The organism is Haloarcula limicola (assembly GCF_010119205.1).
GTDB classification, from domain to species: domain Archaea; phylum Halobacteriota; class Halobacteria; order Halobacteriales; family Haloarculaceae; genus Haloarcula; species Haloarcula limicola.
Genome location: NZ_WRXM01000001.1, coordinates 254939 through 266211, shown reverse-complemented (window position 1 = coordinate 266211; position 11273 = coordinate 254939). Strand labels below are relative to the sequence as shown.

The 11273-nt window shown below is 68.1% G+C and carries 12 protein-coding genes; 6 read left to right on the top strand and 6 right to left on the bottom strand.

Annotated elements, in window-relative coordinates:
* Position 1: 1 nt before the first annotated feature.
* The 3 genes from GO488_RS01415 to GO488_RS01405 all read right to left on the bottom strand — a co-directional run bounded on the left by GO488_RS01415 (position 2) and on the right by GO488_RS01405 (position 3291).
* Entirely contained in the window at positions 2–1954 is a 1953-nt protein-coding gene (locus tag GO488_RS01415) for a methyl-accepting chemotaxis protein (protein ID WP_162316024.1), read from the bottom strand.
* 127 nt (positions 1955–2081) lie between these two features.
* On the bottom strand, positions 2082–2537 hold the full coding sequence (locus GO488_RS01410; RefSeq protein ID WP_162316023.1) for a transporter: 456 nt from the start codon (positions 2535–2537) through the stop codon (positions 2082–2084).
* A gap of 58 nt (positions 2538–2595) precedes the next feature.
* On the bottom strand, positions 2596–3291 hold the full coding sequence (locus tag GO488_RS01405; protein WP_162316022.1) for a chemotaxis protein CheC: 696 nt from the start codon (positions 3289–3291) through the stop codon (positions 2596–2598).
* 120 nt (positions 3292–3411) lie between these two features.
* Here GO488_RS01405 and hisC point away from each other — a divergent pair, with 120 nt between their 5' ends.
* From hisC to GO488_RS01385, 4 genes are read left to right on the top strand one after another with little or no spacing between them, the layout of a single operon-like run.
* On the top strand, positions 3412–4494 hold the full coding sequence (gene hisC, locus GO488_RS01400) for a histidinol-phosphate transaminase (RefSeq protein ID WP_162316021.1): 1083 nt from the start codon (positions 3412–3414) through the stop codon (positions 4492–4494).
* Positions 4491–4997, top strand: coding sequence for an adenylate kinase family protein (locus GO488_RS01395; protein ID WP_162316020.1), 507 nt, complete (start codon positions 4491–4493; stop codon positions 4995–4997). Before hisC ends, GO488_RS01395 begins: the two co-directional genes overlap by 4 nt.
* Positions 4994–5602 (top strand): CDP-alcohol phosphatidyltransferase family protein, encoded by a 609-nt coding sequence (locus GO488_RS01390; RefSeq protein ID WP_162316019.1) that lies wholly within the window; start codon positions 4994–4996, stop codon positions 5600–5602. Before GO488_RS01395 ends, GO488_RS01390 begins: the two co-directional genes overlap by 4 nt.
* A gap of 43 nt (positions 5603–5645) precedes the next feature.
* Positions 5646–6173, top strand: a complete 528-nt coding sequence (locus tag GO488_RS01385) for a multiprotein bridging factor aMBF1 (protein WP_162316018.1) — start codon at positions 5646–5648, stop codon at positions 6171–6173.
* Here GO488_RS01385 and GO488_RS01380 read toward each other — a convergent pair.
* Complete coding sequence (locus GO488_RS01380; RefSeq protein WP_162316017.1) at positions 6170–6727, bottom strand: response regulator transcription factor; 558 nt, start codon at positions 6725–6727, stop codon at positions 6170–6172. The genes GO488_RS01385 and GO488_RS01380 overlap by 4 nt on opposite strands.
* 111 nt (positions 6728–6838) lie before the next feature.
* On the opposite strand from GO488_RS01380, the gene tpiA reads away from it, so the two are divergent.
* A complete protein-coding gene (gene tpiA / locus GO488_RS01375; RefSeq protein ID WP_162316016.1) occupies positions 6839–7486 on the top strand; it encodes a triose-phosphate isomerase in 648 nt (215 codons plus the stop codon).
* An 18-nt stretch (positions 7487–7504) separates the two neighbouring features.
* Here tpiA and GO488_RS01370 read toward each other — a convergent pair whose 3' ends face one another.
* A complete protein-coding gene (locus tag GO488_RS01370) occupies positions 7505–9325 on the bottom strand; it encodes a helicase HerA domain-containing protein (RefSeq protein ID WP_162316015.1) in 1821 nt (606 codons plus the stop codon).
* Between the two features lie 142 nt (positions 9326–9467).
* On the opposite strand from GO488_RS01370, the gene GO488_RS01365 reads away from it, so the two are divergent.
* On the top strand, positions 9468–9815 hold the full coding sequence (locus GO488_RS01365; RefSeq protein WP_162316014.1) for a hypothetical protein: 348 nt from the start codon (positions 9468–9470) through the stop codon (positions 9813–9815).
* Between the two features lie 6 nt (positions 9816–9821).
* Here the strand turns inward: GO488_RS01365 and dinB are convergent, their stop codons facing one another.
* Positions 9822–11225, bottom strand: a complete 1404-nt coding sequence (gene dinB, locus GO488_RS01360; RefSeq protein WP_162316013.1) for a DNA polymerase IV — start codon at positions 11223–11225, stop codon at positions 9822–9824.
* Positions 11226–11273 lie beyond the last annotated feature (48 nt).

Sequence of the window (11273 nt, the reverse complement as noted above, 5' to 3'; positions counted from 1 at the left end):
CTTACTCCGGTTGCCCACCGTCTTCCAGCACGGTCGCCCGGTCTCCGCCCGCCGACCGCATCTGTGACCCGGTCCCCACCTCGAACGTCGCCAGCAGCGAGCGGAGTCGGTCCGCCTGGTCGCTGAGCGACTCGACGTTCGCGCTGACCTGCGACATGGATGCGGCCTGTTCCTCCGCGGCCGCTGAGGCGGTCTCCGCCTCCCTCGCCGTCGACCGACTGCTGTCGGTGACTTCCTCGACCATCGACGCCGCCTCCTCGGTGCTCGCGGCCTGTTCCTCCGTCGTGTCGCGTATCTCCTGGATACCGCCGTCGGTGTCGTCGGCGTTCTCCGCGACCCGCTCGAAGGCGTCGACGACGTCCTCGACCGCCTCGACGCTCTCGGCCATGTCGCGTTCGGCCGCCCGCGCCCGCTCGACGGTCGCGGTCGTCTGGGACTGGGTCTGCTCGATGCGTCGCTCGATCTCGGTCGCCGAGTCCCGCGTCTCCTCGGCCAACTGCTTCACCTCGTCGGCGACGACGGCGAACCCGTCACCGCCGCCGCCGTCACCGGCGCGCGCGGCCTCGATGTTCGCGTTGAGCGCGAGCATGTTCGTCTGCTCGGCGATGTCGCTGATGAGTTCGATGATCTCGCCGATCTCGGCCATCTGCTCGTCGAGCGTCTCGACGTCGTCCACGGTGGCGTCGATAGCCGCCTGCACGTCTCTCGCGTCGGCTATCGCGTCGGTCGCCGTCCGCTCGCCGTCCTCGGCGATCTCGGTCGTCTCACGGGACCGCTGGGCGACCGTCTCGGCGGAGGCGGCGACCTCCTCGACCGTCGCCGACAGTTCGGTCATCTCGCCGGAGACCCGTTCGAGGCGCTCGCGCTGGTCGGCCGTCCCGTCGGAGATCTCCTGGATGGAGCGTCCCACCTCCTCGCTGGCCGTTCTGGCCTCGGCCGTCCCGGCGTCGGCCTCCTCGCTCGCCGTCTTCACCGTCTCCGCGAACGACTGGATCTCCCGCATCGCCGAGGCGGTCTCGTCCAACATCTCGTTGAACGACGCCCCGATCTGGGTCATGGCTTCGCTCTCGCTATCGGGGTCCAGTCGAACGGTCAAGTCTCCGTCTGCCGCCTTCGCCATCCCGTCGCTGTAGGCGTCGGCTTTCGCTTCGAGGTGCGTGACGAGGTCTTCGACCTCGGCCTGCCGAGCTTCGGCCTCGGCTTTCAGCTCCTCGGCTTCGGCCTTCTCGGCCGCTATCTCCTCGCGCTTGGCTTCGAGGTTCTCGACCTCTTCGGTCTTCGCTCGGACCTCCCGCAGTTTCTGCTCGGTCTCCTCGCGGGAGCGCTCGGTCGAGTACCAGTGCGTCATCAGCGCCGCGGCCAGTCCGAGGACGAACACGCCGTGGACGAGCCCCCACACCCACGGGTGTTCGATCGCCGCCGGGTGGTTGTAGACGCGCTCGGGATTTATCATGCCGAAGACGCCGTGGCCGAGGACGACGTAGGCGATCCCGAGCGCGAACGGCACCCAGTCCTCGTAGACGGCGATGACCGCCATCCCGACGAAGAAGTGAAAGTGCGCCTCGATGAATCCGCCCGAGAGGTGGACGAGGACGACCGAACAGGACAGGAGCGACGTGGACGCGAGCGCGGTGCGGACGCGCCGGCCGAACCGCGGGAGCGCCGCGAGACCGACGAGAGTGGCGACGATTCCGAGTTCGAACGCGAGGGTCGTCACCGGGACCTCCGGAATCGTCGCCCCGGTCACCAGCGACTCGGTGCCGTCGTACAGACCGAGCAGCAGGAGAAACGGGACGTGCGCGAGGACGACCAGGAGGATGTTTCGGTGTCGCCTCTGCCACGTCTCGTCGGGAATCGTATCGCCCGCCGGGATATATCGGACGAACTCGCGAATCTTCTGCGCTAATCTCTCCGTTCCGAGCCTGTCCGAGCCAGGACTCGCTGTTTCGCTCATACGTTGTCAGAGGACATATCCGGGAAAACTGTTGCTCCCCCAATATCACGGTTAGTAACGCCACCGTCGTTCGTGAGACAGGTCTGCGGGTCGAAAGCGGTTCGACGGCCGCTCCTACCGGATCCGGTCAGTAGTAGAGACCGAGAATCGCACCGGCGTCGACGAGGAGCAACACCGCGACCAGCGACGCGCCCAACAGGAACGGTCGGGCCTCGCGGGCCGGTTCGCGGACCTTCTGCCGGTCGAAGCCGTCGGAGAGTTTCGCCGACCCCACTTCCACGAGGGCCGCGAGCGTGAACCAGAGGACGACCATCGCGATGACCAGATGGCCCCGGCCCGACCCGGTCAGCGACCCGACGGTGTAGTTGGCCTGAGCGAGGTAGCCACCGGTCAGCAGCAACAGGAGGGCACTCGCCCGCGAGACGGTCTGGAGTTTCCCGGTCATCGCCGAGAGAGGGGCGGGTCTGGCGTCGCCGTTCATCGCCGTCGGAAGGACGGCGTAGGTGGTGAACAGGACGCTTCCCGCCCACAGCCCGGCGAACACGAGATGCGTCGCGTACATCGCGGCATCGACGGCGGTCATACTCGGCGGTGAGGCGGTATCCCCTTGAACGTCCGGAAATCGGCAGGCCGCGACTCGCTCACGCGCCGTCGAAGGCGTCCTCGAAGGCCTGCACGTCGTCGGTCCCTCCCGCCTCGCCCGCGCTGTCCTCGGCGCGAGCGGGTTTCCCGCTCTCTGTGTCGCGGTCCAACTGGTCGATGAGGTGGACGAACGACCCCGGGTCGGGGACGAGAAAGATGCGGAGCGAGAACGCCACGTCCGTCTCCTCGATGTCGACGAGCGAGTCCAACACGATCGTCAACGAGTCCCGGCGCACGTGCGAGAACGCCGCGTCGGCGACGGCCGTCGCCTGCGCCCGCTCGACCGTCGGCGTCCCCATGTCGATGGTCGTCTCCAGCGTGTTCGCGATGCCGTCGATGAACCCCGAGGTGAGGATGTTACACATCTCCTGAAGCGCCGACGCCTGCAGCTGCGTGAACTCCCCGTCGACTTCGGTCCCGGTCATCAACCGCGCGATCTCGGCGGCCGTCGCCGTCGAGAACGTCATCAGGAAGACGCCGTAGGGCGGCTCCGTCAGCCGGATGCGAGCGCCGTAGATCTCGCCGCCGCCCATCTCCGTGGCGATGTCGTCGGGCTGGACGAACGAGATGCTCTTGATCTCCACGGCGGCGTCGACCCCCGCGAGCGCCCCCAGCGACCCCGCGACCTCCTCGGCACCGTCCTGGATGAGTTCGGTGATAAGTGTCAGTTTCCGCACGTCGATGAGGAGCGGCATACCTCCGACCCACGGCCCGTCGGCTGTTACCGTTTTCGGTCGGTTCGGCGATGAACAGAACCCCGCGAAGCGAGCGTAGATGTGAGCACGCTTAAGCCGCCCCACCCGCTTGGCACATCCATGGAACCACGGGACCTCTCCGCACACACCGTCTACCGGGCGGGTCGCGGCATCGAGGAAGTCGCTCGGGAACTCGGTCTCGACCCCGAGGAGATGGTGAAGCTCGCGTCGAACGAGAACATGTTCGGCCCCAGCCCGCGGGCGGTCGAGGCCATCCGCGATTCCGCCGGGCGGATGCACTCGTATCCCAAATCGTCCCACGCCGACCTCGTCGAAGCGCTCGCCGAGAAGTGGGACGTCACGTCGGAACAGGTCTGGCTGAGCAACGGCGGCGACGGCGCGCTCGACTGCCTCGCCCGCGCCATGCTCGAACCCGGCGACGAGGTGCTGGTGCCGGAACCGGGCTTCGCCTACTACGCGATGAGCGCCCGCTACCATCACGGCGAGGTCAGCGAGTACGAACTCTCGAAGAGCGACGACTTCGCCCAGACCGCCGACGTCGTCCTCTCCGCCTACGCCGGCGAGCGGATCGTCTACCTCACGAGCCCGCACAACCCGACCGGCGCGGAGTTCACCACCGAGGCCGTCCGGGAGATCGCCGAAGGGACCGACGAGCAGACGCTCGTCCTCGTCGACGAGGCCTACGGCGAGTTCAGCGACTCGCCGAGCAAGCGCTCGCTGCTGGCCGACCGCGACGACGTGGCGCTCCTGCGGACCTTCTCGAAGGCGTACGGACTGGCCGGCGTCCGGCTCGGCTACGCGCTCGTCCCCGAGGCGTGGGCCGACGCCTACGCCCGCATCAACACCCCCTTCTCGGCGAGCGAACTGGCCTGTCGTGCCGGGCTCGCAGCGCTCTCCGACGACGAACACGTCGAGCGCTCCGTCGAGACGGCGGCGTGGGCGCGGGAGTACATCTACGATAACCTGGCTGCCGACACTTGGGAGAGCACGGGCAACTTCGTCCTCGCGGAGGTCGAAGACGCTTCCGCCGTCGCCGAGGCCGCCCAGGAGGAGGGCGTCATCGTCCGGGACTGCTCGTCGTTCGGCCTCCCCGAGTGCATCCGCATCACCTGCGGGACCGAGGAGGACACCGAACACGCCGTCTCGGTCCTGAACGACGTCATCGAGGTGGTCGAGTCGTGAGAGTCGCGGTGACCGGGACGCCCGGGACGGGCAAGACCACGGCGACCGGGCGAGTAGAGACGGACCTCGACGTGCTCCACCTCAACGACGTCATCAAGGACGAGGAGTTCTCGACCGAGATGGACGAGGAGCGCGGCAGCCTCGTCGCCGACATGGACGCCGTGAGCGAGTGGCTCGACGGGCGAGAGGACGTGCTCTTCGAGTCCCACCTCGCGCACAACTTCGACGCCGACCGCGTGGTCGTCTTGCGCGCCCACCCCGACACCGTCGTTTCCCGCCTTCGAGAGCGCGGCGATTCCGACTCGAAGGCCAGCGAGAACGCCGAGTCAGAAGCCCTCGACGTGATTCTCTCGGAGGCCGTCCACCGCCACGGAACGGAGAGCGTCTACGAGATCGACACGACAGAGCGCGATCCCGAGTCGGTGGCGGCCGAGATCGAGGCCGTCCTCGCCGACGACCGCGAACCGAGCGCAGGAACCGTCTCGTACGTCGATTGGCTATGACGCTCGATAAATTCCGGTCGGTCGCCGACCGCGCGCTCGGGCCGTTCGTCGGGGCCGCACGGACCGTCGGCCTCTCGCCCAACGGCGTCAGCGTCATCGCGTTCCTGCTGGCCGTGGCCGCCGGTATCGTCTACGGCGTCGCCGCGGCCGACCCGTTCCGCTACCTCGTCGGGGCCGTCCTCGTCTTCCTGAACGGGTGGCTGGACCTCGTCGACGGCGCGCTCGCTCGCGAGATGAACGTCGCGTCGTCGGGCGGCGACCTCTTGGACCACGTCCTCGACCGCTACGCCGATATCGTCATCATCGTCGGCCTCGCCGCGGGCATCGGCCGATGGGCGCTCGGCATCGCCGCAGTAACCGGCGTCCTGATGACCTCCTATCTCGGCACGCAGGCGCAGGCCGTCGGCCTCGACCGGGTCTACGGCGGGTTACTCGGTCGCGCCGACAGACTTGCCCTCGTAGGTATCACGACGGGCGTGGCCGCGTTCGTCACGCTGCCGCTCGGCCCGTTCTCGCTGGTCGGGTGGCTGCTCGTCGTCTTCGCCGTCGTCGGCCACCTCACCGCTGCCCAGCGCTTCTACTACTCGATGCAGGCCCTGAACTAGGGCCAGCGCACCATTTATACCGTGGCACCTCCAACCCCGCCGTATGGTTCAGTGCGAGATGTGCGGAAAGGAGGTCTCGTCTCCTAACCGCGTCAAAATCGAGGGGGCCGAACTCGACGTCTGCGACGAGTGCACCGACTTCGGGACCGAGGTGAAGACCCAGGAGTCGTCGTCCGCGTCGACGAAGTACTCGACGTCGTCGAGCGGGTCCAGCGGGTCGTCTTCCTCCTCTTCGCCGTCCAGTTCGTCGTCGGGCGGCTCCTCGCGCCGCCGGGACATGTTCGACGAGATGGACGAGATCGCCCAGGACTTCGACGACCAGATACGGACTGCCCGCGAGTCGAAGGGACTCAGCCAGCAGGAGCTGGCCCAGCAGCTCAACGAGAAGGCGAGCCTCATTCGCAAGCTCGAACAGGGCAACTCCCTGCCCAGCGACGACGTGCGCAAGAAACTCGAACGGTCGCTCGGTATCGACCTGAGCGCCGGTGGCGGCGACGAGGAGACCGAGTGGTCGGGCGGCAGCAGCGAGGGCAGCTACACGCTCGGCGACGTGGTCGAACGGAAGGACTAGAGGCGCAGGTCTCTCTCTTCGACGTCCAACTCCGCCGAGAGTTCGTCGACGCGTTCTTCGATCTCCCCGATCTCGGTCTGTAGCCGCTGATACCGCTCGCTCTCGTCGAGTTCGGTCTGCGTCTTTTCGACCCGGAGGACGTTTCGCTTCAGCTTTCGCGTCGTGAGTTCCTGCAGGTTGTCGCTGTACGACGCTATCTTTCGGAGCCGCTCGACGACCGAGAAGAGGTCCTCGCGGGTCACCGGCTTCACGAGGTAGTCGTCGACGCGCATCTCCAAGATGTCGAAGTCGGGGTCGACCGCCGTCACCATCGCCACGCGGCACGGGAGCCCCCGTTCTTCGATCTCGGCGAGGACTTCGTTCCCGGAGACGACCGGCATCCGCCGGTCCAAGAGGACGATATCCACGTCGTCCGAGAGCATCGCTATTCCCTCTTCGCCGCTGTAGGCCGTCTTCACCTCGTAGCTGTCGTCCAGATAGTCCGTATAGAGGTCTGCGAGATGTCGTTCGTCTTCGACGACGAGTACCGTCGTCGGGTCGTCCGCGGAGGTCACGGGGTATCTCTGAAGGTGTATTCCGTCCAGCGTCTTAATGTCACCGTCGGCCGCCGGCGCGCCGAGCGCTCGCTCGCAACCTATTTCCCGGCGGCCTTCGGTTGATGGGACATGTTCGTACTCGTCAACCTGAAGGCGTATCCGTGCGACCCGATAGAGGTAGCGACCGCCGCGGCGGACGTGAGCGACGACTCCGACGTCCGCATCGCCGTCGCGCCGCAGGCGGCCCACATCGACGCCGTCGCCGACACCGGCGTCGAGACGTGGGCACAGCACGTCAGCCCGAACGAGCACGGCAGCCACACCGGGAGCACGCTCGCCGAGGCCGTCGCCGACGCCGGCGCGGTCGGGACGCTCCTGAACCACTCGGAGAACCGCCTGAAACTCGCCGACATCGACGCGTCGCTGGACGCCGCCGACCGGGCCGACCTGGAGACCATCGTCTGCGCGAACAACCCCGACCAGATCGGCGCGGCCGCGGCGCTGGGCCCGGACGCCGTCGCCGTCGAACCGCCGGAGCTCATCGGCACCGGCACGCCGGTCAGTCAGGCCGACCCGGACGTCGTCACGGGTGCCGTCGACGCCGCCGCTCGCGTCGACGGCGACGTGGACGTGCTCTGTGGGGCCGGCATCTCCTCGGGCGAGGACCTCGTCTCCGCCAGCGACCTCGGCGCGACGGGCGTCCTGCTCGCAAGCGGCGTGGCGAAGGCCGACGACCCGCGGGCGGCGCTCGAAGACCTCGTCGAACCGCTGAACTGAACGGAGAAGAACTGCGGACTACTCCTCGACGTGCGCCTCGATAGCCGCCCGTTCGATGCGCGAGGCGTACGCCTCGACCGTCTCCTCGTCGAGCGTCGCGTCGCTCTCCTCGCGGACGAGGTCGCGGAGGCGGTAGCCGTACTTCCCGCGGCCGACGTGCTCGACGAGGCCCTGGAGTCTGAGGACGCGGTTCCGGGCGTACGCCGACGTGCGGTCGCCCGACCCGCCCGCCGAGAAGTGGGCGTTGAGCGGCGTCCCCGGCCCCTGTTCCATGTAGTAGGCGAGCATCCGCCGGGTCTTGTCCTCCAGTCCCTCGATGTCGGCGAGTATCTCGCCGACGACCGCGTCGTCGGCCTCTGTCTCCCCCGTCGCGTCCGCATCGGCGTCGGTGTCGTCCTCCACCGCGGCGATGGCCGCCGCGAGCGCCGCGTCGTCGGCCGTCTCCGCGTCGTTGCTCGTCGTCCCGGCGCCGGTCTCGCCGTTCGCGCCCGCTTCCGATCCGTCGGCTGTCGCGTCGCCGGCCGACGTGCCGTTCGCGGTCGCGCCGTTCGCTTCGACGGCCGTCGCGTCGTCGCTCCCGCCGTTCATCGCGACCCCGTCGGCCGCGAACGCGCTGAAGGCGTCGCCGAATCCGCCGCCGGAGGTGGCGTCGGCGGTCCCCTCCGACGCCGAGTCGTCCGTCGTCGCGTCCGCCTCGCTCGGTTCGCTCCCGTCGCCGTTCTCGGCGAAGGAGTTCAGACTGGCGTGTTGCCGGCGCATCTCTTCCTGTGCGGTGCGGCCCGGATTGGTCCCCTCGACGTGGCCCACCAGCGCGTTCGTGAACTGCTTGGCCATCCGCTGGAGGTCGCGGGCGTCCTGCAGCTCCGTCTCCAGCTCGGCGATGCGGGAGTTCTTCTTGTCGAGTTCCTCGCGGAGCTCCTTGATGCGGCTCTCCGTGGCCTGTTTCTCCTCGCTTATCGTCTCCAGCTCCGAGACCAGATCGTCGCTGACGGACTTGAGTTCGGGGCGCTCGAAGTCGTCTAGACCCGGCGTCGCGCCGGCGTCGAACGTCTTCTTGCGGTGGAACTGCACTCGACGAACCTGCTCAGCCCAGTCGGTCATCATGAACGCCTCGCCGTCGTCCAAGTCCTCGACGGCGTCGGCGTAGTTGTTGTCGAGGATGCGCCCGACGACCTTCGTGTCGTTGTTCCACGTCAGCCGGTGCCACACCAGCCAGTCGCACTGGGTGATGTAGTCCTTCTTGACGTCGGCCGGGCGCTGGCTGATGCCGACGATGCCCAGGCCGTGTTTCCGTCCGCGCTTACCGATCTTGATGAGCATCCGCCCGACTTCGCCCATCCCCCCCTTCTCGGGGATCCACTCGTGGCACTCCTCGACGAGCATCAGGAACGGCTGTTTCTGCTTCTTCGCCTTGGCGAACAGCTGCTTCGAGACCTGCGTCAGCAGGTCCTCGGCCTCCTGTTCGTCTAAGAACGAGGATACATCGAGGATGATGGGGACGTTCTGTTCGAGCGCGAGCGAGGCGATCTTGCCCGCGTGCTCCTCCGTCACCTGGATGTCGCACTCCTCGTCGCCGCCGACGTGGAGGATCTCGTACTCCTCTTTCAGGCCGTAGTACTCGCCGTCGATGTCGACGATGAGCAGGCCGAAGCCGTTGTCGAGCAACTTCTCGGCGACGACGCTCGCGGTGTTTGACTTCCCCGACCCCGATTTACCGGTGATGAATCCCCGGCCCGTCAGCAGCTCGACGACCGGGATGTCGACGGACTGTCCCGGTTCCTCGCCCCCACCGGGTCCGGAACTCGTGTCCGCGACGGTGATTCGTTCAGTCTCTGCCATGCGTTCGTGCCGGACCCACCACGTCGCGTCCCATAACTCTCCGTCAGACGAATGTAAGAAAATAGAACTATTTCTCGGCTGATACGTGAGCAAGGGCTATTGCGCTGGCTCGTCTCGTAGTACTCGAATCGGCACGAGACCCATGAGTCGCTACGACACTTTCGTCGAGGACGGGACGGTCTACGTCGGGAGCGCCGACGGGCCTATCGAGATCGCGCCGCTCTCGGCCGTCGTCGACGCCGTCGGCGGGCCGGCGTGGACGATTTCCTACTCCGACGCCGAGAAGGCGCGACGCCCGGAGATGAACGTCGACGACGAGGGGCTGGTCGTGGACGTCGTCGACATGCTCAACGCGATGACCCACGGCGAGCGGTTCGTGGCGACGCTCGCGGCTCACCCGACGACGGTCCCCGAAGAAGACACCATCTCGCCGCGGGCGGGACTGTTCGTCGGGAAGTTGCTGGAGAACCTGGAGAACGGCGTCTCCTGAGTCGGCTCACTCGAAGTCGCCCAGCGACGCCTGTCCCTCGGCGGTGGCCGCATCGGCGTCGCCTTCGGCTGTCTCGCCGCTCGGCTCGCCGTTCGCGCCTTCGGTCCCCGCCTCGCCGCTCTCGAAATCGGTCAGCGCTATCTGACCGTCCGTCGTCTCGGTCGGGGACGACGCGACGGCGGCGTCGCGCCGCGTCCGCCCGTTTTCCGTCCGCTCAGCCGCCGTCTGACCGCTCGCTGCCCGCTCCTCGGTAGCCGAGTCGTCGCCCTCGAAGCCGGTGAGGCTGGCCTGTTCGCCGGCCGAGAAGTCCAGGTTGGAGACGCGCACGCCGACCTTCCGGACGGCGGCGTCCGCGAACTCCGAGAGGAGGTCCAGCGCCACCGACTCGACGAGGTCGGCGTCCGCGACGGGACCGGGCAGCGACCGGGCGCGCGTGTGTATCTCGTAGGGCGGTTCGACGACCTTGATGCCGATGGTCTGATAGCGGACCTCCTTCCGGTGTGCGCGGTCGGCGACCGCCGCCGCGAGCGTCTCGACCTTCCGCCGTTTCTCCGCCGGGTCCTCGACGGCCTCGGTGAAGGCGGACTCGCGCGAGAGGCTCTTGGGGTCGCCCTTGGGCGTGACGGCGCGGGTGTCCTCGCCGCGGGCGTAGCGGCGGATCTCCCGGCCGCGCTCGCCGAAGCGGTCGTCGAGCGCCCCCGGGTCCGCGTCGGCGAGGTCCCCCGCCGTCTCGATGTCCAAATCGGCGAGTTCGCGGGCGGTGACCGGCCCGACGCCGTGGACCTCCTCGACTGGGAGGTCGGCGAAGAACTCCCGGACCTCGCCGGGGCGGACGACGACCAACCCGTCGGGTTTCTCGCGGTCGCTCGCCACTTTCGCGGCGCTCAGCGTGGGCGCGAGCCCGACGCTCGCCACCACGTCCACCTCGGATTCGATGGTCGCCTTCAGGTCGGCGGCCCACGCCTCGGCGTCGTCCCACGTCACCGTCTCGGTGACGTCGAGGTAGGCCTCGTCGATGCTCACCTCGCGGACTACGTCGGCCGCGTCGCGGATGATCTCCTTGACCTCGCCGGCGACGGCCTCGTAGTAGTCGAGGTCGACCGGGCGATAGTGCCCCGCCTCCTCGACGGAGCGGTCGGGGTCGTCGACCGCCTCGACCTTCCGCGGGAGCCGTTCGAGCGCCTCGGAGATGGCCATCGCCGACTCGACGCCGAACTCGCGGGCCTCGTAGCTCGCCGTGGCGACGGCCCCGTGGGTCTCGCCGCCCTCGTACCCCATCCCGACGACGAGGGGTTCGCCTTCGAGGGCGGGTTCCCGCCGCCGCTCGCACGCCGCGTAGAAGCAGTCCATGTCGACGTGGGCGACCACCTGCGCCGGCTGACTGGTCCCGGGGAGCCGCGCGGCGTCCATATCAAGGGGCTACGCGTCCGTGGTGAAAACCCCTCCGGCGGGACCGGC

Bases quoted from the DNA above. Each gene is read 5' to 3' on its own strand.
- GO488_RS01415 (WP_162316024.1), bottom strand. From the start codon at position 1,954: ATGAGCGAAACAGCGAGTCCTGGCTCGGACAGGCTCGGAACGGAGAGA.
- GO488_RS01410 (WP_162316023.1), bottom strand. From the start codon at position 2,537: ATGACCGCCGTCGATGCCGCGATGTACGCGACGCATCTCGTGTTCGCC.
- GO488_RS01405 (WP_162316022.1), bottom strand. From the start codon at position 3,291: ATGCCGCTCCTCATCGACGTGCGGAAACTGACACTTATCACCGAACTC.
- hisC (WP_162316021.1), top strand. From the start codon at position 3,412: ATGGAACCACGGGACCTCTCCGCACACACCGTCTACCGGGCGGGTCGC.
- GO488_RS01390 (WP_162316019.1), top strand. From the start codon at position 4,994: ATGACGCTCGATAAATTCCGGTCGGTCGCCGACCGCGCGCTCGGGCCG.
- GO488_RS01385 (WP_162316018.1), top strand. From the start codon at position 5,646: ATGGTTCAGTGCGAGATGTGCGGAAAGGAGGTCTCGTCTCCTAACCGC.
- tpiA (WP_162316016.1), top strand. From the start codon at position 6,839: ATGTTCGTACTCGTCAACCTGAAGGCGTATCCGTGCGACCCGATAGAG.
- GO488_RS01370 (WP_162316015.1), bottom strand. From the start codon at position 9,325: ATGGCAGAGACTGAACGAATCACCGTCGCGGACACGAGTTCCGGACCC.
- GO488_RS01365 (WP_162316014.1), top strand. From the start codon at position 9,468: ATGAGTCGCTACGACACTTTCGTCGAGGACGGGACGGTCTACGTCGGG.
- dinB (WP_162316013.1), bottom strand. From the start codon at position 11,225: ATGGACGCCGCGCGGCTCCCCGGGACCAGTCAGCCGGCGCAGGTGGTC.